The 25,547-nt window shown below is 70.0% G+C and carries 14 protein-coding genes; 6 read left to right on the top strand and 8 right to left on the bottom strand.

What is annotated here, in order from left to right; genetic code table 11:
* Positions 1 to 7: 7 nt before the first annotated feature.
* From AC2D9U_RS00355 to AC2D9U_RS00385, 7 genes are read right to left on the bottom strand one after another with little or no spacing between them, the layout of a single operon-like run.
* Positions 8 to 910 carry a LysR family transcriptional regulator gene (locus tag AC2D9U_RS00355; protein ID WP_484745249.1) on the bottom strand — a complete coding sequence of 301 codons (903 nt, stop codon included), beginning with the start codon at positions 908 to 910 and terminating at the stop codon, positions 8 to 10.
* A 7-nt stretch (positions 911 to 917) separates the two neighbouring features.
* A complete protein-coding gene (locus tag AC2D9U_RS00360; RefSeq protein ID WP_484745252.1) occupies positions 918 to 1,694 on the bottom strand; it encodes an enoyl-CoA hydratase-related protein in 777 nt (258 codons plus the stop codon).
* A complete protein-coding gene (locus AC2D9U_RS00365; RefSeq protein ID WP_484745254.1) occupies positions 1,691 to 2,842 on the bottom strand; it encodes a CaiB/BaiF CoA transferase family protein in 1,152 nt (383 codons plus the stop codon). The genes AC2D9U_RS00360 and AC2D9U_RS00365 overlap by 4 nt, the downstream gene beginning before the upstream one ends.
* A complete protein-coding gene (locus AC2D9U_RS00370) occupies positions 2,839 to 4,188 on the bottom strand; it encodes an FAD-dependent oxidoreductase (protein ID WP_484745256.1) in 1,350 nt (449 codons plus the stop codon). Before AC2D9U_RS00370 ends, AC2D9U_RS00365 begins: the two co-directional genes overlap by 4 nt.
* 10 nt (positions 4,189 to 4,198) lie before the next feature.
* Positions 4,199 to 5,035, bottom strand: a complete 837-nt coding sequence (locus AC2D9U_RS00375) for an ABC transporter permease (protein ID WP_484745259.1) — start codon at positions 5,033 to 5,035, stop codon at positions 4,199 to 4,201.
* The gene (locus AC2D9U_RS00380; RefSeq protein ID WP_484745260.1) at positions 5,032 to 5,838 is read right to left on the bottom strand and encodes an ABC transporter ATP-binding protein; all 807 of its coding nucleotides are present in this window, start codon (positions 5,836 to 5,838) and stop codon (positions 5,032 to 5,034) included. Before AC2D9U_RS00380 ends, AC2D9U_RS00375 begins: the two co-directional genes overlap by 4 nt.
* A gap of 5 nt (positions 5,839 to 5,843) precedes the next feature.
* Positions 5,844 to 6,851: an ABC transporter substrate-binding protein gene (locus tag AC2D9U_RS00385; protein WP_484745263.1), complete on the bottom strand. Its 1,008-nt coding sequence runs from the start codon at positions 6,849 to 6,851 to the stop codon at positions 5,844 to 5,846.
* A gap of 208 nt (positions 6,852 to 7,059) precedes the next feature.
* Between AC2D9U_RS00385 and AC2D9U_RS00390 the strand changes: the two genes are divergently transcribed.
* Both AC2D9U_RS00390 and AC2D9U_RS00395 read left to right on the top strand, forming a co-directional pair.
* Positions 7,060 to 8,337 (top strand): amidohydrolase family protein, encoded by a 1,278-nt coding sequence (locus tag AC2D9U_RS00390; RefSeq protein ID WP_484745266.1) that lies wholly within the window; start codon positions 7,060 to 7,062, stop codon positions 8,335 to 8,337.
* A gap of 81 nt (positions 8,338 to 8,418) precedes the next feature.
* A complete protein-coding gene (locus AC2D9U_RS00395; protein ID WP_484747303.1) occupies positions 8,419 to 9,402 on the top strand; it encodes an amidohydrolase family protein in 984 nt (327 codons plus the stop codon).
* On the opposite strand, the gene AC2D9U_RS00400 is transcribed toward AC2D9U_RS00395, so the two are convergent.
* Positions 9,388 to 10,614, bottom strand: coding sequence for an MFS transporter (locus tag AC2D9U_RS00400; RefSeq protein WP_484745268.1), 1,227 nt, complete (start codon positions 10,612 to 10,614; stop codon positions 9,388 to 9,390). The two genes, AC2D9U_RS00395 and AC2D9U_RS00400, sit on opposite strands and share 15 nt — an antisense overlap.
* A gap of 149 nt (positions 10,615 to 10,763) precedes the next feature.
* Between AC2D9U_RS00400 and AC2D9U_RS00405 the strand changes: the two genes are divergently transcribed.
* From AC2D9U_RS00405 to AC2D9U_RS00420, 4 genes are all read left to right on the top strand, one after another.
* Complete coding sequence (locus AC2D9U_RS00405; RefSeq protein WP_484745270.1) at positions 10,764 to 11,708, top strand: isocitrate lyase/PEP mutase family protein; 945 nt, start codon at positions 10,764 to 10,766, stop codon at positions 11,706 to 11,708.
* Between the two features lie 609 nt (positions 11,709 to 12,317).
* Positions 12,318 to 22,760: an Ig-like domain-containing protein gene (locus AC2D9U_RS00410; RefSeq protein ID WP_484745273.1), complete on the top strand. Its 10,443-nt coding sequence runs from the start codon at positions 12,318 to 12,320 to the stop codon at positions 22,758 to 22,760.
* A 204-nt stretch (positions 22,761 to 22,964) separates the two neighbouring features.
* Positions 22,965 to 24,068 (top strand): glycosyltransferase, encoded by a 1,104-nt coding sequence (locus AC2D9U_RS00415; protein ID WP_484745274.1) that lies wholly within the window; start codon positions 22,965 to 22,967, stop codon positions 24,066 to 24,068.
* The gene (locus tag AC2D9U_RS00420) at positions 24,065 to 25,522 is read left to right on the top strand and encodes a glycosyltransferase family 39 protein (RefSeq protein WP_484745276.1); all 1,458 of its coding nucleotides are present in this window, start codon (positions 24,065 to 24,067) and stop codon (positions 25,520 to 25,522) included. Before AC2D9U_RS00415 ends, AC2D9U_RS00420 begins: the two co-directional genes overlap by 4 nt.
* The last annotated feature ends 25 nt before the right edge of the window (positions 25,523 to 25,547 follow it).

Consider the following 25,547-nt stretch of genomic DNA (forward strand, 5'->3'; position numbering starts at 1 on the left):
GATCCTCTTACGCGCTGTTGAGGCGCGTCAGTTCGCTCATCAGGAAGCGCGTCAATTGCCGCGCCGGGGCCGTGGGGGCACGCGCCTCGGCGATGACCAGGCCGACGCAGAGCGCGTTGATCGCGGCACTCTCGAAGGGCCGCCAGGCCACTTCGCCGCGCTCGATCTCGTCGAGGAAACCCAGCCGCGTGAAGAAGGCGATGCCCATGTTCAGCCGGATCGCGAGTTTCAGCGCCTGGATCGAGTTGGACACCAGCCGCGGCTTCAGCCCGGCGCGGAAGCGGGCGAAATCGGGGTCGATGTCGGCCGAGCGCGGCAGCGGCCCGGATTGCGCCAGGAAGGGATAGGCGACCGTATCCTGGAAACGGATGCTGCTGCGCGCCGCGAGCGGATGATCCGCCGGCATCACCACGCCGATGGGGGCGGGAAACTCGGCCGCGAAATGCACCGCGCGGCTGCTGCGCGCGACGAAGGTGAAGCCGATATCGGCCTCGCCATCCGCCACCATCTGCGGCACCGCGGCCGGCGGGACCGCATCCAGCGCATAGGTCACGGCGGGGAAATCGGCCCGGAAACGATCGAGCGCGCGGGGCAGGAAATCCACCAGCAGGCTGTCGATGGCGACGATGCCGACATGGCCCGAGCGCGCGGCGCGCAAGTCATCGATCTGCGCGCGCACCGCGTCGAAATCATTGAGCGTCGCGGCGACATGGCGCAGCAGCAACTCGCCCGCCGCCGTCAGCCGCATGCCGCCCGGCAGCCGGTCGAAGAGCGGCGTGCCCAGCGCGGCTTCGAGGTTCAGGATCTGCCGGTTCAGCGCGCTCGCCGCCACGTTGAGATGCGCGGCGGCGCGGCGGATGGACCCCAGCCGCGCGGTCTGGCGGAAATAGGTCAGCGCGGCGGCGTGCATCCCAGGGCTATTCCCCGCGCCAGACCGGCTTCCGCTTCTCGACGAAGGCGCGCACGCCTTCGTCCTGGTCCTTCGCGTGCAGGGCTTCGATCAGCGCGGGCAGGCGCGCGGCCTGGGCCTCCTGCGCGGTCAGATGCGCGGTACGGCGCACGGCCTGCTTGATGGCGCGCACCGAGAGCGGCGCGCAGGCCAGGATGCCCTCGAGCCAGCGCTCGACCGCCGAGTCCAGTTCTGCCTGCGGCACGACCTCATTCACCAGGTCGAGGCGCAGCGCCTCGGCGGCGGTGATGCGCCGGCCGGTGAGCATGATGCCCATGGCGTGGCGGAAGGGGATCTGGCGCTGCAGCAGCGCCATGCCGCCATCGAGCGGCAGGCGGCCAAGGCGCGGTTCCGGCAGGCCGAAGCTCGCATTCTCGGCGGCGACGATCAGGTCGCAGCCCAGCACCATCTCGAAGCCGCCGCCCAGCGCATGGCCGTTGACGCGCGCGATCACCGGCACGTCGAGCGTGGTGCGCAGCGCGATGCCGCCGAAGCCGCCCGGGCGGGGCGCCGCCCAGTACTCAAGTCCCGTGACGCCATCGCCATCCTTCACATCGGCGCCGGCGCAGAAGGCGCGCGTGCCGGCGCCGGTCAGCACCACGGCGCGCACCCCACGGTCGGCCTCGATGGCGGTCCAGATGCGCTGCAACTCGGCCTCGGTCGCGCGGTCCACCGCATTCATCGCCGCGGGGCGGTCGATGGTGATTCGCGCGACGTGGTCCTTGACCTCGAAGAGAACGCTCATTCGGCGGCCATGCCCTTCGCGAGTTCCGCCTTCACCTCCGCCGTGTGCCGGCCGAGCGAAGGGGGCGGGATGCGGATCGCAACCGGCGCGTCGCTCATGTTGATGGGCGAGCCGATGACGCGCACCGTCTCCACCTCGCCGGCGGCCTCCAGGATCATGCCGTTGATCGTTGCCTGCTCATCGGCCAGCGCCTCGGCCAGGGTGCGGACCGGCGCGCAGAGCAGATCCTGCGCCTCCAGCCGCGCCAGCCAATAGGCGGTGGTGTTGCTGCGGAAGCGCGCCTTGAAGATGGCCTGCAGCGCGGGCTTGTTCGCGACCTGGTCGGCGAAGGTGGCGAAGCGCGGATCGCGGCCGAGATGCTCGATCTCGAGCGCGGTGGAGATGTCGCCCAGCGGATCCGCCTTGAAGGCGCCGACCATCACCAGCGCGCCATCGGTGGTCTCGAAGACGCCCGAGAGCGGCATCGCGCCCCAATTCACCTCGCGCCCGCGCATCAGATGGGCGGTGCCTTCCTGGGTCTGCGCGGCGAGCATGGAATCGAGCAGCGAGACCGCCACGCGCTGCCCGCGCCCGGTCTGCGCGCGCTGCAGCAGCGCCAGCAGCACGCCCTGCACCAGATGCATCCCGGCCGAGTAGTCCGCAAAGGTCGTGGCATGCACGGCGAGGGGCTGGTCGTCATTGGAGCGGCGATGCATGACGCCGCTCATCGCCTGGGCCAGCACATCCTGCCCGCCCTTGTGCGCGTAGGGGCCCTCAAGCCCGTAGCCCGTGCCGACGGCGTAGATGATGCGCGGGTTGAGCTTCGTCAGGTCCTCCCAGCCGAAGCCCAGGCGCTCCATCACGCCGGCGCGGAAATTGTTCACCACCACATCGGCGCCGCGCACGAGGTCGAGCACCACCTGGCGCTCCTCAGCCTTGCGCAGGTCGAGCACGACGGAGCGCTTGTTCCGGTTGAGCGAGCAGAAGACCGGCCCCAGCAGCCCGGCCGGATCATTGGGGAAGGCGGTGCGGGAGAGGTCGCCGGCGGGGCGCTCGATCTTGATCACGTCGGCGCCGTAATCGGCCAGCATCTGTGTGGCCACGGGGCCCATCATCACCTGGGTGAAGTCGATGACGCGAATGCCCGCGAGCGGGAGGGGCGTGCTCATGCCGCCTTCTCCAGGATGGTGGCGTTGGGCGAGGGGATGTCGCCCGGATCGCCGCCCTGGGCGCGCACGCGCGTGCAGATCTCGGCCACCGGCACCTCGCGCAGCCCGATGCCGCGATGCGCCGCGATGGCCGCGGCGATGCCGGCGGACTGGCCCATCGCCATGCAGGGCGGGATCTCCCGCGAGTTCTTCTGGGCCGATTCGGTCGCGGAATAGTGGCGCCCGGCGACGACCATGCCCTCGAGCCCCTTCGGCAGCATCGCGCGATAGGGGGTGTAGTAGTCGCGCCCGCGCGCCACCGTATCGGCGAAATGCACGCGGTTCATCACATCGTCCTTGGTGACGACATAGTCGCCCACCAGCAGCCGCGTCTGCCGCACGCCGAGCTGGGGGGCCACGTCGATCACGTAGGCGCCGGCGAAGCCGGGCATGTTGGCACGGATGAAATCGACCATCGCGTAGATGCGCTTGCGGCCCTCGAAATCGGCGCGGGTGGAATCCTCCACCGAGATGCCGTCGAGCCCCGTCATGTGCGGACAGTTGCACCACACCACGCCGGGCAGGGGTGTCTTGAGCCACCAGCGATCCCAGGAGCCGCCGATGATCTTCTTCGCCTGCTTGTCGAGCACGGCGAAGCGCGCGGGGTCTTCCCAGCGGAAGCGCTCGGCGGCCTCGGTGTCCACGCCGCCCAGGCGGAACACCGTGGTCAGCATGTAGGAGCCATGCACGAAGGGGCTGCCGGCGGCGACCGCGACGTCGAGGTCGCCGGTCGCATCCACCACCACCTGGCCCATGATGGCCTGGCGCCCGGCCTTGGTCTCGCAGATCACGCCGGTGATGCGGTTGTCCTCCATCACGGCGCGGGAGAACCAGGAGTTGAGCCGCACATCGACGCCGGCTTCGGCGATCATCTCGTTGGAGATGCGCTTCCAGCCATCCGGGTCGAAGGCCGCCGCCATGACGATGGGCTGCGGCTTCGATTGGGCGCGGAAATCGAAGAGGCCCCAGCTTGCCCATTTGCGGTGCATCGCCTCCGTCCCCAACCGCTCGGCCACGGGCGGATAGACGCAGGCATCGACGCGCGCCATGCGCTCGATCATCTCCATGCACAGGCCGGTGGTGGTGACCTGGTCGCCATTGTGCATGTCGTCCAGCACCAGCACCATGCCGCCGGCGGCGAGCCCGCCGAGATAGGGGTAGCGCTCGATGAGCGTGACGGAGGCGCCCTCACGCCGCGCGGCGACGGCGGCGGCGAAGCCGGCCGGGCCGCCGCCGACGACGACAACGTCCGAGCGCGCAACGATTTTCGCCTCGCCCGGGCCTTCGCTGATCCGATCTTTCTGCATGGGCGTGTCCTCAGACGGGGTTGGCCGGCTGCCAGCGGACGAAGAAGCGCTCGGCGGCCACGATCAGCGCGAAGAACGCGACCGAGAAGGCGGAGCCGACGATCACCGTCGCGTAGAGCATCGGGCTGTCGAAATTGTACATGGACTGGATGATCAGCGCGCCGATGCCGGTGGTGGAGCCGATCCACTCGCCGACGATGGAGCCGATCACCGCCGTGCTCGCCGCGATCTTCAGCGCCGAGAACAGATAGGGCAGGGAGTTGCGCAGCCGCAGCTTGAAGAAGATCTCGCGCTCGCTGGCGGAGAGCACGCGCATCAGCTCCATCGCCTGCGGGTTCACCGATTCCAGCCCGCGCACCATGTTCACCAGCGTGGGGAAGAAGCAGATCAGGGCCGCGATGGCGATCTTGGGTTCCATGCCGTTGCCCATCAGCAGCACCAGGATCGGTGCCTTGGCGACGACGGGGATGGTGTTGATCAGCACCACCACGGGGAAGAAAGCCTCCTCCGCCGTCTTGCGGTGCACGAAGACGGTGGCGATGACGATGGCCGCGAGATTGCCGAGGATGAAGCCGGCGATGGCCTGCATCGCGGTCGGCATCAGGTTGCGCAGCAGCGTCTCATGCTTCTCCACGAGTGTGGCGGCGACAAGTTGCGGCGAGGGGGCGACGAAGCGCGGCACCTCGAAGAACCAGACGATGAAGGCCCAGAGGCCGAGGAAGGTCGCGATGCCCGCAACCGGCAGCAGCCGCCGCCGCCAGGCCAGGCGCCGCATCTTCTGGTGATAGGCCGCCTCGGCCGCCTGCAGGCCGGGATCGAGGGGCGCCTCAAGCGTGGTCGTGCTCATGCGGCGCGGTGTCCCTGCGCGGTGCGCGGACCCGCGCGACCCATCACGTCGCGGAGTCCGGCAACGATGGCGGTGAAGGCCGGCGTCTCGCGGATGATCAGCTCCCGTTCCCGCGGCAGGTCGACATTGACCCGCGCGGCGACACGGCCCGGATGGGCGGCCAGCACCAGCACCTGCTCGCCCAGATAGACGGCCTCATAGACCGAGTGCGTCACGAACAGGATCGTCGTGCCGGTCTCGATCCAGATGCGGCGCAGTTCCTCATTCAGCCGGTCGCGCGTGATCTCGTCCAGCGCGCCGAAGGGCTCATCCATCAGCAGCAGCCGCGGCCCGCCGAGCAGCGCGCGCGCGATGGAAACGCGCTGGCGCATGCCACCGGACAATTCATGCGGGAAGCTGTTCTCCCAGCCCTCGAGGCCGACGAGCTTCATCAACTCGCGCGGCGTCGGCGCGCCGGGTGGCAGGGCGCGCCGCCCGCCGACCTCGAGCGGCAGCTCGACATTCTGGATCGCGCTGCGCCAGGGCAGCAGCGCCGCGTCCTGGAAAACGAAGCCCAGGGCCCGGGCCGCGCGCGCCTCGGCCGGCGAGGTGCCGAGCACCGTCGCCGTGCCGGAGGAGGGCGGCACCAGATCAGCCACCACGCGCAGCAGCGTCGATTTGCCGCAGCCCGAAGGGCCGAGCAGCGTGAGGAAACCGCCCGCCTCCACCTCGAAGGAGACGTCCTGCAGCGCCGTCACGGTGCGCCGGTCCGTCACGAAGCGCACGGTGACGTTGCGGCACGCCACCGCAGCCGCGCCCGACATCCGCGTCAGCCGATCAGCGGGCGCTGCCCGTTGGTCATGCGCAGGATGTCCATGGTCATCACCTCTTCGAGCCGCGGCGTGCGGCGGGCGAATTGGCCAAGCTGCGCGTAGAGGTCGATCTGCTCGCGCCAGACGGCGGGATCCATCGTGCCCCAGCCCTCGGCGGCGGTCTTGCTGCTGAAGGCGTATTTCAGCATCACATCGGCGGCCGCACGCTCATCGGCGCGGTTGAGGTTGGGGAATTCGCGCACCAGCATGTCCACCGCCTGGTCGGTATTGGCATGGGCGAAGGCCCAGCCGCGGCCCGTCGCGCGCAGGAAGCGCGCCAACACATCGGCGCGGCGCTCGATGGTCTGGACCGTCGCGTAATAGGGCAGGGCGTAGAGCCGCACGCCCGTATCCCACAGCCGCATCACGACGGGGTCCGGGATCACGCGCAGCGCCGTGGTGTTGGTCAGCCAGCCGGTGATGACATCCACCTGCCCGGTCATCAGCGGCGACATGTCCGAGCCGATCGGGATGATCGTCACCTGGCTTTCCGCGATGTTGTGCTTGGCGAGCAGCGCGCGCAGCAGGATGACGGCGGTGGATTGCGTGCCGATCTTCTTGCCGATCAGGTCGCGCGGCTCACGCACCGGGCGCCCGGCGCGGGAGATGTAGCTGAAGGGGTGCTCCTGCGCGCCGGCGGCGAAGCAGCGGATCGGCAGATCCTGCGAGCTTGCCAGCATCAGCGACGGCGAGGAGGAGACCTGCCCGACCTCGAAGCGGCCCGAGGCCACCACGGCGACGCCATCGATGTTCGGCCCGCCCGCCTGGAAGCGCAGCTCCAAGCCTTCCTGTTCGTAGAAGCCCTGCTGCTTGGCGCAGACCTCGCCGATCTGGTTGCCCGAGAGCAGCCAGCCGAGCTGGAGGTTCACCACCGCGCGCCCCTGCGCGCTGGCCTCGACGCCGAGCATCGCGCCGGCCGGCGCGGCCGCCGTTGCCTTGAGGAAGGTCCTGCGTGCGATTGCCATGGGTGTGCTCCTGTCCCGCTGCTGCAGCCGCGTCCGCCCCCCGGCGGATCGCCAATCCGTGTATCGAAGCACGGGGGGAGCGTTCGCAGAAGTGCAAACTTATGGCCTTGCTGTCCTTAATTTGCGTACGCTCGGCACGCCCTGTGCGTCGGCTTGACCGGGCGCGGCGGCGTTGCTCGGCTGCGGGCGGACAGGTGGGAGGCCGCCCATGGCCCTGGTGCTGCAAGCCGCCACGGTGCTGACCGTGGATGCGGCGGATCGGCTGCTGCACGCGGTGGATATCCGCATCGAGGGCAACGCCATTGCCGCCATCGGCCCGGACCTGCTGCGGCCGGGCGACACGGCGCTGGATTGCCGCCGCGGCCTGGTCATGCCGGGCCTGGTGAACGTGCACACCCATGCCGCGACGGCGCTGTTCCGCGGCCTGGCGGAGGATCTGCCGCGCGAATTCTGGGCCGGCGCCTATAAGGTGCCGGGCGAGGCACGGTTCGGGCCGGCCGACTACGCGCTCTCGCTGCGCGCCGCCTGCGCGGAGTTCCTGGCCAATGGCGTGACCTGCATCGCCGATCGCCTCGCGGGCATGGACCGCCTGGCGCCGGTGATCGAAGAGAGTGGGCTGCGCGCCGTGGTCGGCAGCACGCTCACCGAGGCGCGCGCCCAGGCCGCCTGGGCGGAGACCGAGGCGCTGCTGTCGCGCTACGGCACCAATCCTGCCGCGTCGCGTGTCACGGCGGGCATCGCGCCGCATGCCCTCGACAGTTGCTCGGACGCGCTGCTGGCCGAGTGCGCGCGGCGGGCGCGGGCGGTGGGGGCGCGGGTCTTCCTGCATGTGGCGCAGAGCGCGCCCGAGGTCGCGGCGGTGCGCGCGCGCGGCCATGACGGCGCGCTCGCCTGCCTGCGCGCCGCGGGCCTCACCGGGTCCGATGTGGTCGCCGCCCACGCCCTCTATTTGGATGAATCCGAGATCGAGGGCTGGTGCGCGGATGGCACCGCGATCGCGCATTGCCCGGCGAGCAACCTCAAGATCGAGGCCCGCACGCTGTCGCTGCATCGCTTCGCCGGGCGCGTGCCGGTCGGCCTCGGCACGGATTGGACGGCCTCCGACAACAGCATGGACATGTTCTGGGAGGCGCGGCTCGCTGCGCTGGTCGGCAAGATGAACGCAGGTGATCCCACCGCCCTGCCGGTGCGCAGCATGCTCCGCATGATGACCATCGAGGGCGCGCGCGTGCTCGGCCTCGATCACCTGATTGGCAGCGTTGAGCCCGGCAAGCGCGCCGATCTGATCGTGCTCGACCTCGACCGGCTGGAGATGGCGCCGGCGCATGATCTGGCCGCGAATGTGCTCTACAGCGCCTCACCGCGCAGCGTGCGCGACGTGATCGTGGATGGCGTGCTGCGCAAGCGCGACCACGCGCTGCTCGATGTCTCGGAGGCCGCGCTGGTCGCGCAGATGCGCGCGGCCGGCTGGGCGCAACCGGGGTGAACGGCGCCGGCTGCGCTTTCGCACCCAGCCGCGCTACCTTGAAGCCTTTCCGCCGGCCGCAGGAGTACCCGCGTGATCGACATGCATTCGCACTACTACGGGGAAGCCCTGTTCCGCCGCATGGCGGCGCGTGCGGCCGTGCCACGGGTCGAGCAGGCGGGCGGTGCGCGCTTCATGGTCACGCCGACCAGCCGCTTCGAGCTGCGCGGCGGCTTCACCGACCTCGCGGAGCGGCTGGGCTGGATGGCGGGGCAGGGGATCACCCACCAGCTGCTGACCTTCCCCGGCGCGCTGGGGCCGGATGTGCTGCCGGCAGAGGAGGCGCTGCCCCTGGTGCGCGACGTGAATGATGAACTGGCCGCCGTCTGCGCCGCGCATCCCGACCGCTTCAGCGCGCTCGCCGGCCTGCCGCTGGCCGATGTCGATCTCTCCGTGGCGGAGCTGGAGCGCGCCGTTGGCGGGCTCGGCCTGCGGGGCGTCATCATCCCGAGCAACTACTTCATCAGCCTCGCCACGCTCGCGCGGCTGCACCCGGTGCTGGCGGCGGCGAGCCGGCTCGGCGCGCATGTGATGGTGCATCCCGGGCAGCGCCATGACGAGGACCTCGCGCCGCGCCGCTACGATGATCTGGGCATGCATCGTGCCTCGACCATCGACCTGCACAATGGGCTGAGCCACGCCACCACCACGCTGATCCATGCCGATCCGTCCGGCACCTGGCCGGCGGCGAGCTTCCAGGTGGTGAATTTTGGCGGCGCCTTTCCCTTCCTGCTCGAGCGGCTGGACCATGTGAGCGCGATCCGCGCGCCGGAGGCGCCGCTGCCCTCGACGCTGATCGGCAACCTGTTCTTCGACAGCGCCTCGCTCGGCCCAAGATCGCTGGAGATGGCGGTGGCGATGCTCGGCGCCGGGCGGCTCTTCCTCGGCACCGACTACCCGATCTTCACCACCAGCATGGCGACCGAGGCGCTGCGAACGGCGCGGATCAGCGAGGCCGAGCGCGCGGCGATCGCCACGGGGCATGCAGCGGCGCTGTTGCGGGGCCGGGCCTCAGCCGCGGGGTGAACCGAGCCGGCGATGCGTGCGCCAGGCGATGGCCGCGCCCAGCGCCGGTACCGCCGCCAGCACGCCGAAGGCGCCGGCATAGGAGCCCACCAGGCTCACCGTCAGCGCGAAGATCGAGGGCCCGACCACCACGCCGGTGAAGGTGACGGCCAGGATCGCCCCCGTCGCCGCCCCGGCGGCGCCCGGCGGGGCGAGGCGCGCGCCCTCGGCCATGGAAAGCCCCGTCCAGCCCGCGGTGCAGGCGCCGAAGCCGCAGAGCAGGACCAGCACCATCGCCGCCGGCCAGCCCAGCGCGAAGGGCATCACCGAGGCGGCGGCCGCTGTGCACAGGCCGATCACCGCCAGCACCGGCAGCCCCGCGCCGATCCGGTCCGCCACCGCCGCCCAGATCAGGCGCCCGACGGCCCCCGCGATCAGCGAAGCGGCGGCCGCGCCACCGGCGGCCACGGCGCTCCAGTGGAATTCCTCGACCAGCATCGTCACGGCATAGGCGCCGAGCGAGAGCTGCATGGCCGAGAAGCAGGCCCCCATGGCCGCGAGCGGCACCAGGCCCGGCTGGCTGCGCAGCAGCGCGAAGCCGCGCGGGCCCTGGCGCGCGGGCGGAAGGGCGCCCTCCTTACGGCCATCCCAGGGGCCATCCCAGGCTGGGCGGAACAGTCCCACGGCCAGCGCCGCCAGCCCCGCCAGCAGCGCCACCACGCTAAGAGCCCCGCGCCAGCCCAGCAGCAGCGACAACCCCGGCAGCAGCAGCCCCGCCGCCGCCCCGCCCAGGGGCACGCCGGTCTGCTTGATCGAGAACACCATGTTGCGCCGATGCGCCGGCGCCAGCTGGTTCAGCACCTGCGACGCCGCGGGGTTGGTCAGCCCATAGCCGATGCCGAGCAGCAGCGAACCGGCGGCCGCGCCCGCCAGCCCGCCCCAGGCAATGGCCCCCGCGCCGATGGCCGCCGCGGCAAGGGCCATCTGCGTGCTGCGCGCCGCGCCGAAGCGCGCCAGGATCTGGCCCGCGCGCAGCGAGGTGCTGGCCGCCGCGACATAGATCAGCGCCACCTGGTAGCCCACCAGATGGGGCGCCACGCCGAGGTCATCGGCGACCAGCGGCGCCAGGGTGGGCAGCGCGAAGACGGCGAGCGTGGCCAGGGCCTGGGCGGTCGTGGTCGCGAGCAGCGCCGCGGCCAGGCCGTGCAGCCAGGGGCGCAGGTCCGGCGTCACGGGAGAGGGGAAAGCGGCATGGCGTCGTTCTGCCACGATCGGCGGTGTCGCGGCCATGGGCCGAGCCCCGCATTCCCGGCCGGTCTGGCCTTGCGCAAACCGGGCGGCTGGGGCGTGGTGCGGCAGCATTCGCCGGAGGAGTCCAAGACATGCCCGACACCGCCATTCCTGGCCCGCACTTCCCCGTGGGCCTCGCCGATGCGCCCGGCCGCAATCGCCGCCTGCGCGAACTGCTCGCGGGTCCGGACCTGTTCCTCGCGCCGGGCGCCTTCGATGGCGTCAGCGCCCGGCTGGTCGAGGCTGCGGGCTTCGGTGCGCTCTACATCACCGGCTCGGGCGTCTCGATGAGCGCGCTGGGTGCGCCCGATGTCGGCGCGCTCTCCTTCGGGGAGATCCTTGATCGCGTGCGGCGGATCTGCGACGTGGTCTCGATCCCCGTGATCGCGGATGGCGATACCGGCTATGGCGGGCCGCTCAACGTGATCCGCACGGTGCGCGAGTTCGAGCGCGCGGGCGTTTCCGCGATCCAGATCGAGGACCAGGAATGGCCGAAGAAGTGCGGCCATGAGCCCGGGCGCCGCATCGTGCCGGTGGCCGAGATGTGCGCGCGCATCCGCGCGGCGGTGGAGGCCCGGCGCGATCCCGACTTCGTGGTGATCGCGCGCACGGATTCCCGCGCGGGAGAGGGGCTCGACGCCGCCATCGCCCGCGCCCGTGCCTATCGGGCCGAAGGGGCGGATGTGATCTTCGTCGAGAGCCCGCAGAGCGAGGCGGAGCTGGAGACGGTCGGCCAGGCTTTCCCCGGCGTGCCGCTGCTGGCGAACATGGTGGAGGGCGGGCGCACGCCGATCCTGCCGGCCGCGCGGCTGCAGGCGCTGGGGTATCGCCTGGCCATCTATCCCAACGCGCTGACGCGCCTCTTCGCGAAGGCGGGGCTGGAGATGCTCGCTTCGCTGAAGGAGACGGGGTCCTCCAACGCCATGGCGTCGCGCATGCTGAGCCATGGGGAGCTCTGGACGCTGTTCGACAATGCGAATTGGCGGGCGCTGGAGTCCCGCTATGCGGGCAGTGGCGGGACCGGCTCACCCGTCTGAAGGCGCTGCGAGGGCGACCTCACGAATTCGTGATGTGAAGCTCCTGTGTCGATGCATGATGCCGGGGCGTCAGGCCAGAATCACGATAAAACAGTGATCTAGTGGTGTTCGGGGTGGCCGCGCGGGCCGTGTGGCGCTGCGCTGGCCGGGATCGGCCCCATGGTCGGGCGGTGCTCGATACCGGGCGAGTGGTCCGAAGAAAACACAACCGTGAAGAGAAGGCGTGACTTGCCCTGCACCGCAAGGTTCGGGCGAGGCCGCCCGCGTGCATCCACGAAGCTGCGTGGTGATGGCCGACCTGCCTGGGGATTCCGGCATCCGCCGAGAGGGGAGCATTGCCTCGGCCGCGAGGTGCTCGCCCCGCCGAAAGTGGCAACGAGGTAATTCCGGGAAGCATATGTCGCGGAAGTGCAACCGTTGCGGGAAGAACAAGATTGTTTATCCAGTCACGTAACGACCAAGTAAATAAACTTTCTTACCTTTGTGCGGTGATCGCATTCATTGACAAAAATTACCGTGAGCGGCGTTCTAGGAGTCTAGGTCGTAACGAAAGCACGCCATGAAGGCGGGTGCTTTCGTCAGGACTCATGAACTCAGGAGGCCGCCCCGATGACGACTTCTCCCTTCACCGAGAACGACGATTTCCGCTCTCTCTCCAACGCCGCGAATGGCACCGAGGCCGCCCCCATCCAGGCTGGCGCCGGGGCCGATATCGTCTTCGGGAATGGTGGCAATGATGTCATTCAAGGTGAGGAAGGCGCCGACATCCTGGATGGCGGCACGGGCAATGATCTTCTGGATGGCGGCGAAGATAACGACGCGCTGAGCGGTGGCATCGGCGCGGACACCCTGCTTGGCCAGGGCGGAATTGATTCCGCGGCCTATTCGGATGTGCTGACGCTCGGCTCGATCGTGGATGCCGGCGACAACTGGATCATCACCACGACCGAAGAGGGGGTGGACCAGCTCAACGGCATCGAGATCGTCACCGACGGCAGCGAGGGCGGCGCACGCTACCTGCTGGTCGGCAATGGCGGCTTCGCCTCCATCCAGGCCGCGATCGACGCGGCGCAGGATGGCGACACCATCGTTGTCGGCGCGGGCACCTGGGGTGCCTTCACCGTGCCCGCCGGGCTCGACAACATCACCATCGCAGGCGTCAACCACGCGCTGGGCGGCGCCGCGCATGGCGTGGGCGGCAGCATCGTCAATGCCTATGGCTCGGTGGTGAACGGCACCGGCGTGACCATCACCGGCCTGCGCTTCGATGTGACGGGCAATCAGGGTGCCGAAACCTCGGCGCTGCGCATCGCCGGCGCGGGCGTGACGGTGGAGAACAGCGTGTTCTTCCGCACCGGGGCGCCGGGCAGCAGCACCTGGCACCACGCGATCGTGGTGGACAATGCAGCCGGCGTGACCATCGCCGACAGCCTCTTCGACCAGGCCGCGCCCGGCCCCTTCACCTCCACGCAGAGCAATGGCTGGCGCAACGGCGTGCTCGCCACGGGCACCGGCACGGCTGACATCAGCATCACCGGCAACACCTTCCAGGGTGGCGGCACCTCGGCCCTCTCGCTGCTCGCGCTCGGCGCGGCGACCGAGGTCGCGGGTAACACCATCTCCGGCTACGGCACCTTCGCGACCATCGCTGATCCCGCGATCAACAACCCGGGCAGCGTCTTCACCAACAACGCCTATACCGGCCCGGCCGCCAATCTCGGCGGCAACGGCACCTTCCTCAACGCCCAGGCCGGCAGCGGCGCGGCAGTGACGGTGGATGCGGATGACCTCGCCACGGCGGGCAACACCAGCACCACCAATGGCGGCTCGGGCTTCATCATCTTCAATGGCGGCGCGAATGTCGCCAACGACACGCTCTCGGGCGGTTCGGGCAATGACGGCCTGGGCGGCAGCGGCGGCAACGACCTGCTGAGCGGCGATGCGGGCAATGACGTGCTCACCGGCGGTGCGGGCGACGACACGCTCGATGGCGGCGAGGGCACCGATACGGCCGTCTATGGCAATGGCGCCGTGACTGTCGATCTCCACAACGGGACCGCCAGCGGCGCCTTCGGTTCGGACGTCCTTACGAGCATCGAGAACGTTACGACCGGCAACGGCAATGACGTGGTGATGGGCACCTCCGGCGCCAATGTCATCACCACCGGCGCGGGCAACGACACCATCGACGGCCGCGGCAACGACACCTCCGGCGGCGGCGACAGCGGCGATGACGTCATCGATGCCGGCGACGGCACGGCCGACACGGTGGTGATGTTCGACAGCTTCGCCAGCTACACGATCGGCTTCGTCGACGGGAAGCTGACGCTGACGCGCGCGGGCGAGACCACCACGCTCAGCAATGTCGAGCGCGTGAACTTCGCCGACCGCACCATGCTCGTCGTGGACAAGGACAGCGTTGCGAGCGACCTGACGACGATCGGCGCGGCCGTGACGGCGGCCGATGCCATTGCCGGGCCGGTGACCGTGCTGATCGCCGATGGCAGCTATGGCGAGGATGTCGCCGTCACGCGCGGCGACCTCACCTTCGCCGGCCAGAGCCGGGCGGGCGTGGTGCTGAGCGGCCAGGTCAGCGTCACCGGCACGCAGAACGGCGCGCTGGCCTTCCAGGATCTGACGATCAACGCTGCCGGCGAGAGCTACGGCATCCTGCACAATGCGCTGGCCGGTGCCGGCGCTACCCTGTCGCTGGCGCGGGTCTCGATCAGCGGGGCGCTCGAGAACGCGCTGCTCTACACCCGCCCGGGCAACAGCAGCACGCCCAGCATCACCACGGATCTGCTGTCGGGCATCAGCATCGTCGACAGCCATCTGAGCGACAGCGGCATCACCAACACCGGCAACAACGGCCGCGGGCTGATGAATCTGTTCGGGTTCAACGGTGACCTGACCGTCACCGGCAGCACCTTCTCCGTCAGCAGCGGCGAGGCGGCGCGCAAGGGCATCGCCGTCACCGGCTCGCCGCGGACCGGCACGCTGAGCGAGGGCGGCGCCATCGTCTTCGAGGACAACAGCATCGAGGGCGCCTTCCTCACCGACGCCATCGCCTTCTACTACTTCGCCGATTTCGCGAGCTTCGCCGCCAGCGGCAACATCGCCGATGTCACCGCGCCCTGGGGCGTGCTGAACATCGACAAGATCGGCGGCGCCGTGAGCATCGCGGACTTCTTCTCCAGCGCCACCAACGCGGCGCCCCAGGCCATCGGCGTGCTCCAGGGCAATGCCACGGATGACAGCCTGACCGGCTCCGATTTCAACGACGTGCTGCTGGGCAACAACGGCAACGACGTGCTGGTGGCCGGCCATGGCGCCGACTACCTCGATGGCGGCGCGGGCGACGACACGCTGACGGGCGACGATCGCTCGCCGGAGGCCACCGGGGCGGACACGCTGATCGGCGGCGCGGGCAATGACGTGCTGATCGGCGGCGCCGGCGCGGATTCGCTGGTCGGCGGCGGCGACACCGACACCGCGCAATACAGTGAGACGCTCACCACCGCCGATATCTCCGCAGTGGGCGGGGGCTGGCAGGTTCAGGCCGGCGGGGCGACCGATACGCTCGCGAGCGTCGAGGTCATCTCCCATGCCGGTGGGCGCATCCTGCTGGTGGGCAATGGCGGCTACGCCACGATCCAGGCAGCGGTGAATGCCGCGTCCGCGGGCGATACCATCCAGGTCGCGGCCGGGACCTATACGGAGACGGTGACGCTCGACAAGCAGGTGACGCTGATCGGCGCCAATGCGGGCACGGCCGGGTATGGGAGCCGCGCCGCCGAGAGCGAACTGGCCGGCAGCTTCATCGTGGCGGCCGATGGCGTGACCATCAACGGCTTCAAGATCGGCGGCGCGGCGGATGCGATCCGCGGCGTCTCCGGCGGGTCGGCGCATGACAACCTCACCATCGTCAACAACCTGATCAGCGGCACCACCGACAGCCCGATCCGCTTCGGCCTGGGCTTCGGCGGCGGCATCGGCAGCGATGACTGGGTGATCACGGGCAACCTGATCGAGGCCATCAACGGCAATGCCCGCACCGCGATGGTGCTGTTCAACATCGACGGCCTGCTGGTGTCGGGCAACGTCATCAACCACGACGTCGAGACCTCGACCGGCCGCCGCGGCATCAACCTCGACGGTGTGCTCAACGCGCAGATCGGCGGCAACACGATCAACATGGGCCTGGTCGCGCCGACGGATGCGACGGCGGCCAGCACCGCCACGCCCTGGGCGATCCAACTCTCGATGAGCGACCGCGCCCTGGAATCGGTGACGGTCTCCGGCAACACGCTGCAGGGCAGCAGCACGGGCATCGTCGGGCTCAGCCAGCGCGGCATGACCGATGTCGCGATCACCGGCAACACGATCAGCAACGTCGTCAGCGGCGTGGTGCTGAATGGCGGCAGCGTGCCGCCGGTTGCGCCGGGTGTCGTGATGGATGTCGGCGTGTTCGGCAACACCATCACAGCCGCCGTCAACGCGGTGTTCGTGCGTGACCTGCATGGCGGCCACCCGAATGGCCCCGTCGTGTTCGAGGGGCTGGGCGTCGCCGGCAACACCATCAACGCCGGTGTGGTGCAGATCGGCCGGGCGGAGACCTTCGTGCCCAGCGGCGCGTCCGGCCCCGGCAATGGCCTGCTGAACATCACGGGTCAGGCCACGCTGCTGGGCGCCGAGGGCAATGACGTGGCGCAGCTGGAGGGCAGCGGCTCCGCCCTGTTCATCGGCGGTGCCGGCAATGACCTCTTCATCGGTGGCGCCGGGAACGACACGGCCGTCGGCGGCGAAGGCGCCGATACGCTCCAGGGCGGCGGCGGCAACGACACGCTGCAGGGCGGCAATGGCGGCGACCTCTACATCGTGGATGGTGGCGAGACCATTCTCGAGATCCCCGGCGACACGGGTGCCGACACGGTCCAGTCGAGCGTGAGCTTCACCGCGCCCGACAGCGTCGAGCAGCTGCATTTGACCGGCAGCGCCGATATCGACGGCACGGGCAATGCAGGTGCCAACACCATCCTCGGCAACAGCGGCGCGAACGTCCTCACCGGTGCGGGTGGCAATGACGCGCTGGACGGCGGTGCCGGCATCGATACGGCGGGCTATGCCGAGGCGATCGACGCGACCGAGATCTCGATCGTGGATGGCGGCTGGGTTGTCACTTCCGACGACGAGGGCACCGACACGCTCAAGAACATCGAGGTCGTGGATGGCGCTGGCGCGGGCAAGTTCCTGCTGGTCGGTGCGGGCGGCTTCGCCACCATCCAGGCGGCGATCGACGCGGCCACGGCGGGCGACACCATCGTCGTCGCGTCCGGCAGCTTTGGCGGCGCGACGGTTTCCAAGAGCCTCACCATCCTTGGCGCCAAGCATGGCGTCGCCGGCTACACCACCCTGGGCCTGACCGGGGAGGCCCGTGACGCGGATGGCGAGACGGTGATGACGGGCGGCTTCACCGTCCAGGAAGGCATCAGCGTCGAGATCAACGGCTTCCGCTTCGTCAACACCAACGCGATCAACACCAACAGCGGCAGCCTGGTGCAGGACGTGGTGTTCGCGAACAACGTTGTCGTCGGTGGCGTGAACCAGTTCATCGGCAACGCCAACGGCCTGGGCACGGTGTCGGTTACCGGCAACTTCATCAGCAGCGCCACCAGCAACGGCTTCCAGATCAACGGCGCCGGCAATGGCGCCGTGACGATCGAGGGCAACCTCTTCGATGGGACCGGCAGCGGCGGCGCGGCCGTGAACGCGAACGGCATCGCGACCTTCGACTTCAGCGGCAACGTCGTGATGAACACCAACTCGCACGGCATCCAGGTTGCCGGCGCGATGGGTGACGTGACCATCGACGGCAACACCTTCGACGGCACGGTGCAGTCCGGCGCCCTCGATCGCGGCGCGATCTCGGTGGCGAACCCGCAGGGCTTCACGAGCCTTTCGATCACGGACAACACCGTGACCGACAGCCCCTTCGGCGTGGTCTATCGGGGCGCCAACGATGCCAATCCGGGCGCCATCACGCCGACCCTGTCGGGCAATGACTTCACGGGCGCGACCGTCAGCGCCTTCGGCTATGCCGGCAACAACAGTGCCAACCTCCTGACCGGTGGCGCCGAGGATGCGGTTTTCCGCGGCTTCGACGGCGCAGACACGCTCTTCGGTGGCGGCGGTGACGACGCCATGGACGGCGGCACGGGCGTGGACGTGGCGCTGTTCGACACGACCATCGCGGCGGCATCGGTCTCCGCCAGCGGCGGTGGCTGGACCGTGGAGAATGGCGACGACAGCGACACCCTCGCCAATGTCGAGGTCATCAGCCATGCCGGTGGGCGCATCCTGCTGGTCGGTGCGGGCGGCTTCGCCACCATCCAGGCGGCGATCGACGCGGCGAACGCGGGCGATACCGTCATCCTCGCTGCCGGCACCTATGGCGATGCTGTCACCATCGACAAGGCGATCACCCTGCTCGGGCCCAATGCCGGGGTCGCCGGGACGGAGAGCCGCGACGATGAGGCGGTGATCACGGGCGCGGTGACGATCTCGGCCGCGAGCGGCGCCGTGACGATCGGCGGTGTCGAGTTCCGCTACACCGGGGCCGCGGATACGCTGGGCGTGATGCTCAACGTCACCGGGGCGGCGGATGTCACCATCGAGGACAATCGCTTCTACACCGAGGCGGCGCAGGGGGCGGCCGGCAGCGGCCGCGCCATCCAGCTGACCACGGCGGCCGGCGGCAACATCACGATCGACGACAACTTCTTCGGCGGCGTGGTGGTGGATCCGGCGGCGCGGTTTGGCGGTGCCAATTTCAACCGTGCCATCTGGTCGGATGGCAGCTCGGCAAGCCTGACGATCACCGACAACACCATCGTCAATGCGCGCACGGCGGCCAACCTGGATGGCTTCGACGCCGCCCCGGTGACCACCGTCACGGGCAACACCATCGTCAACAGCGGCAGCGGCTTCTCGATCGCCACGCCGGGTGGTACGGCCATCACCGGCATCTCGGGCAACGTCTTCCAGAACGTGCAGTCCGACTTCAACCTGCAGAACGTGACGACGGCCTTCACCTTCGCCACCGGTACCAACTCGGCGACCACGCTGGTGTCGACGGAGCCCGGCCTGCGCGTCCTGGGCGGCACGCAGGATGACGCCCTGACCGGCAATGATGGCATCGACGAACTGTTCGGCCGCAACGGCAACGACACGCTCAATGGCGGCGGCGGCGACGACGTCCTCAACGGTGGCGCGGGCAATGACAACCTCGTCGGCGGTGCGGGCAATGACGCGGCGACCTTCGCGGCTGGCACCACCCTGCTCAAGAACTTCGACGGCAGCGTGACCGCCACCGGCCCGGATGGCACCGACCAGCTCAGCGGCGTGGAGACGGCCTTCGTCGGCACCACGCCGGTGGACCTGGCGGCCATCCCGACGCCGAACGTCACCATCGCGCTGACCACGGATACCGGTGAGGACGATGCGGCGGACGCCACCAGCGACGCCACGGTGAGCGGCACGGGGCGTCCGTTGACCGATGTGAAGGTGACCTGGACCGTGGGGGCGACCAGCCTCACCACCACCGTCACGGCGGATGCCGCCGGCAACTGGTCGGCCAGCCTGCCCAGCGTGCTGCCGGATGGCGAGGTCAGCGTCACGGCCGAGCAGAAGGACGGCCTGGGCGTGACCGACAGCGCCGGCACGGCGTTCCTCTACGACACCGTCATGGATGTGCCGGACATCGACCTCGATCCGGCGTCCGATACCGGCGCCTTCGACGATGACTACGTGACCGGCGACAACACCCTCGCGCTGTCCGGCACGGCCGAGGCCGGCAGCGTGGTGGTGATCAAGGACGACCTGTCCGGAGACACGCTGACCACCTTCACGGTCGGTATCAGCGGGACCTGGACCTTCACCACGGACCCGCTCGACGATGGCACCTACGACATCTTCGTCACCTCCAAGGATGCGGCGGGGAACGGGAACAACTCCGACTCGATCCTGGTGTTCGTCGACACGACCGCACCGGATGCGCCCACGATCGACCTGCTCGCGGCATCCGACAGTGGCGCCTCCGCGACCGACAACATCACCAAAGACACCACGCTGCGCCTTGCCGGCACGGCGGAGGCCGGCAGCAAGGTGGAGGTGTTCTCGGGCACGACCTCGCTCGGCTTCGCCGATCTCGTCGGCAGCGACTGGACCTTCACCCGCGTCTTCGATGCCGGCACGCTGCCGGATGGCGATTACGCGCTGACGGTCGTCTCCACCGATCTGGCGGGCAATGAGACCGGTTCCTCGGTTCTGACCGTGACCGTGGACCGGACCATGGCGACGCCGACCATCGACCTCGTCGCGGCGTCCGACAGCGGGGTGTCCGACACGGACAACCTGACCTCGGATGCCACGCCTTCGCTCTCCGGCACGGCCGAGGCCAACAGCACGGTCGAGATCTTCGACGGTGCGACCTCGCTCGGCAGCGTCACGGCGGACGGTACGGGGAACTGGAGCTTCACCAGCCCCAGCCTGGCTGCCGGCGCGCATGACCTGAGCGTCACCGCGACCGACGCGGCGGGCAACAGCGCGACCTCCGCGGTGCTGACCGTGGCCGTGGATGTCGCGACCGCCACGCCGACGATCGATCTCGATGCGGCCTCTGACAGCGCCAATGACAGCGACAACATCACCACCGACACGACGCCGAGCCTGAGCGGCACGGCCGAGAAGGGCGCCAGCGTGGAGATCTTCCGCAATGGCACCTCCGTCGGCACGGTGACCGCCGACAGCCTCGGTGCCTGGAGCTTCACCTCCGCGGCCCTTTCCGACGGCAGCTACAGCTTCACGGCGGTGGCGACCGACACGGCGGGCAATGTCAGCGCCACCTCGGCCGGCCTCGCGGTGACCATCGACACCACGGCGCCGGCGGCGCCGGTGCTGACGGCAGCCGGGGCTGGCGTGGGCAACACGCTGACCGTGGTCGGCACGGCGGAGGCGAATGCCGAGGTCGAGGTCTTCATCGGCGCGGTCTCGATCGGCACGGCGACCGCCGATGATGATGGCGAATGGGCGCTGGAGAATGCCGCGATTTCGGCCGGGGGCGCCATCACCGCCCGCGCCACCGATGACGCGGGCAATGTCAGCGCGGTCTCGGCGTCCTACACCCTGGGCATCGGCCTGCTTGGCGGGGCGCTCACGGGTGGTGCGGGGGCGGACAGCCTCGGCGGCAGCGACGGTGCGGACACGCTGGCGGGCATGGGCGGCAATGACACGCTCAACGGCGGCGCGGAGAACGACACGGCCGACTACCGCCATGTCGCGGGCGGCATCACCGTCGATCTCGCGGCCGGCACGGCCTCGGGCGAGGGCGATGACATGCTGATCTCGATCGAGAACGTGTTGGGCGGTGCCGGGGTGGACTTCATCTTCGGCAGCGCGGCGGCCAACCTGCTCGTGGGCGGCGGCAATGACGACATCCTCGACGGTGCGGAGGGCAACGACACGCTGCTCGGCGGCGCGGGCGCGGATGAGATCAGCGGCGGCGATGGCTTCGACGTGCTCAGCTATGCGGGCTCGGGCGCTGCCGTGCAGATCTCGCTTGCGGCGGCTTCGGCGGCCGGTGGCGACGCTGAAGGCGATGTCTTCTTCGATGTCGAGGGCGTCATCGGCTCCGGCTTCGCGGACAGCCTGGTCGGCAGTTCGCTCGCTGATCTCCTCGATGGCGCGGTCGGCAACGATACGCTCATCGGTGGGGCTGGCGCCGACACCCTGATCGGCGGCGACGGCTTCGACACGGCTTCCTATGCCGGGTCCTCGGCGGTGAACGTGAACCTCGCGACCGGCACGGCCGCGGGCGGTCATGCGACGGGCGATGTCCTGTCGGGCATCGAGGCGCTGATCGGCGGCAACGGGTCGGACGTCTTCACCGGCAATGCCGTGGCCAACATCCTCTCCGGCGAGAATGGCAATGACCGCCTGATCGGCAACAGTGGCAACGACACGCTTTCGGGCGGCATTGGCAACGACACGCTGGATGGCGGCGACGATGCCGACAGCCTGTCGGGCGGCGACGGCGCCGACAGCCTCAGTGGCGGCGCTTCGGATGACGTTCTCTTCGGGGGTCTCGGCAAGGACACGCTGAGTGGCGGTGCAGGCGCGGATCGTTTCGTCTGGACGTCGGCGGCGGAGTCGGCGGCAAGCACGGCGGGTCGCGACGTGGTGGCCGACTGGGGGGTGGGCGATCGCATCGACCTGTCCGGCTTCGACGCCAACATTGTCCTGGCTGGCGTGCAGAGCTTCACCTTCCGTGGCACGACCTCCAGCTTCAGCACGGCGAATGCGGGCGATGTGTGGACCTACGTCTTCGGTGGCACCACCTACATCATCGCGGGCGTCGACGGGGATGCGGTGCGCGATTTCCAGATTGAGCTGACCGGCGTTCACGCGCTGACGCTGAGCAGCTTCATCGGCGTGGGTGGCCTGGTTCTGGGCACCAGCGCCTCGGAGACGCTGACCGGCTTCGAAGGCAACGACACGGTGAGCGGCCTGGATGGGGCGGATACCCTGACCGGTGGCCTGGGCGCCGACTCGCTGAACGGTGGTGGCGGCGAGGATGTGCTGGAGGGCGGTGAGGGTAACGACGTCCTGCAGGGTGGCGCCGGGAGCGACGTGCTGATCGGTGGCGGCGGGCGCGATACGCTGGCCGGCGGCGACGGCCTTGACCGCTATGTCTGGACGAAGGCGAGTGACAGCACCGCGAGCGCCACGACGCGTGACGTTGTCAGCCAGTGGCAGGCGGGTGAGTTGCTGGACCTGTCGCTCATCGACGCGAATACGGGCGTGGATGGCGACCAGGCCTTCACCTTCGGCGGCGTTGCGGCAAGCCGCACGGCGGCGGGTGCGGGGCAGGTGTTCTTCTACACCAGCGGGGGCAACACCTTTGTCATCGCTGGCGTGGATGGCGACGGGATCGCGGATATGGAGTTCGCGCTGAATGGGCTGCACAGCCTGACGGCCGCAGACTTCGTTCTCTGATCGCCCCGCCCGCGGCGCCGCACCCGCGGCGCCGCGCGGACCTCGGCGCGCGCCGGTCCTGTCTTTGGGCCGGCCGCTGCACAGCGCAGCCTGGTCGCATTGAGGCATTGCGATCAGACTTCGCGATGTAGCTTCAACAGCCTGCCGCGCAGCAGATCCGACCAGATGATTCCCTCTGGTCGGATATTGCTCTAGACCGGGCGCGTGACCCTCGCCTCTCGTCCCCCGCAGCTTGCCGTCATCATTCCGGTCTTCCGGGAGGCGGCGAATGTCGAGCCGCTCGTTGCGCGGCTCGACACCGCGCTCGCGGGCATCGCCTGGGAAGCGGTCTTCGTCGATGACGACAGCCCCGATGGCACGACCGAAGCGGCGCGGGCCATCGCGGCGGTCGATCCGCGCATCCGCTGCATCCGCCGCGTCGGCCGGCGCGGGCTTGCCTCGGCCTGCGTCGAGGGACTGCTGAGTGTCTCCACCCCCTTCGTCGCGGTCATGGATGGCGACCTGCAGCATGACGAGGCCATCCTGCCCGCCATGCTCGCCGCCGTGCAGGGCGGGGCGGACATCGCCATCGGCAGCCGCCATGTGGCGGGTGGGGCGGCTGCGGGCGGCTTCTCGGCGGCGCGCGGCGCCCTGAGCGACGCCGGCACGCGCCTGGCCCAGGCGCTGCTGCCCACCCGCGTCGCCGACCCGATGAGCGGCTTCTTCCTGCTCCGGCGCGACCTGGTCGAGGAGGTCGCGCCGAAGCTCGCCGCGCGGGGCTTCAAGATCCTGCTCGACATCCTGCTCAGCGCCGGGCGGCGGCTGAGCGTGGCGGAGATCCCCTACAGCTTCCGCAGCCGCCAGGCGGGCGAGAGCAAGCTCGACGCCACGGTGCTGCTGGAATTCGCGGGACTGCTGCTCGACAAGGCGACGGGCGGGCTGGTGCCGCTGCGCTTCGTCGCCTTCGCCGCCGTGGGCGCCTTCGGCGTGCTGGTGCACATGGCCGTGCTCGCGGCGCTGGTGCAGGGCGTGGGGGCGGGCTTCGGGCCCGCGCAATGGGGCGCGACGGCGGTCGCCATGACCGCGAATTTCTGGCTCAACAACCGCATCACCTACCGCGATGCGCGGCTGCGCGGGCCGCGGCTCTGGCGGGGGCTGGTGCTGTTCTACCTGGTCTGCGGCGTTGGCGCGGCAGCGAATGTGGGCATCGCGGGGCTGCTGGTGCGCGATGGCATCCTCGCCTGGGGGCTGGCCGGCGCAGCGGGGGCCCTGATCACCGTGGTGTGGAACTACGCCGTCTCCTCCACCCTGGTCTGGCGCGCCCGGTGACCTCACAGGGCTTGATCTGGGCGGTGGCCCTCGCGGCGCTGACGGCGCTGCGGCTGGTCTTTGCCGCGCTCGTGCCGCTTTCCCCGGACGAGGCCTATTACTGGGTCTGGTCGCGCACGCTGCAGGCCGGCTATCTCGACCACCCGCCGATGGTCGCCCTCTTCATCCGCGCCGGCACCTTGCTGGCGGGCGAGGGGCCCTTCGGCATCCGGCTGATCGGGCCGCTCTCCATCGCGGCCGCAAGCCTGCTCCTGGCGCGAGCGGCGGATGACCTCTTCCCCGATCGCCGGCCGGGGCTCTGGGCGGCGGCGCTCTTCAACGCGACGCTGCTGGTCGCGGTGGGTGGGCTGCTCGCCACGCCGGATCTGCCGCTGCTGGTCTTCTGGGTCGCGGCGCTCTGGGCGCTGGCGCGGCTGCACGCGACGCAGGACGGTCGCTGGTGGCTGGTCTTCGGCGTGCTGGCGGGCCTCGCGCTGGTCTCGAAATACACGGCCGTGCTGCTGGGCGCGGGGGTGGTGGCTTGGCTGCTCGGCAGCCGGAGCGCCTGGCGCTGGTGGCGCGATTGGCGGCTCTATGCCGGCGGCGCGCTGGCCCTGGCGGTCTTCGCGCCGGTCGTGCTCTGGAACGCGGCGCAGGGATGGGCGAGCTTCGCCAAGCAGGGCGGGCGCGCCGGTGTCGATGAGGCCGGCTTCACCCTGCGCTATCTCGGCGAGTTGATCGGCGGGCAGATCGGCCTCGCCACGCCGCTGGTCTTCGGCATGGCGGTGGCGGGGCTCGCCCTCGCCGGCCTCGCCTGGCTGCGGCGCGGCGATGCGGGGGCGGCGCTGCTGGTGGCGCTGGTGCTGCCGGGGGCGATGCTGTTCCTGTGGCAGGCGACGGGCAGCCGGGTCCAGGCGAATTGGCCCGCCCCCCTCTGGCCCGCGGCCTGCATCGCGGCGGCGGCCTTCGCGCCGCGCTGGCGCGGCTGGGCGGCGGGGCTCGGGGTCGGGCTGGGCGTGCTGATCTACCTCCAGGCCGCCTTCGCGCCGCTGCCGCTGCGCCGGGCGCAGGACCCCACCTTGGCGCGCATGGGGGGCTGGGCGGAATTCGCAGCCCTGGTGGAGGCCGAGCGCCTGCGCCAGGGGGCCAGCTTCGTCGCGGCGGAGGAATACGGCCTCGCCGCCCAGTTGGCGCTTCGCCTGCCCGCCGGCGTGCCGGTGATCGCGCTGCATTCGCGCTGGGCGCTCTTCGACCTGCCGCGCCCCGCGCCCGGGGCCACCGGCCTGCTGGTGCAGAGTGCGCGGCGCGATTCCGTGCCCGATTGGCCGGGGGCCGCCGACCTCGCCACACCGCTCGAGCGCAGCCGCCGGGGCATCCTGGCCGAGCGCTACCGCAGCTTCCGCGTGGAGACCACGCCGGGCCTGCCCGCCGCCGCCGTGCTGCCGCGGCCTTTCGACGTAACCGCGCGGCCTTGACGCGCGAAGTCTCCACCCGATGCTT

This window comes from Roseomonas sp. TF40 (assembly GCF_057219975.1).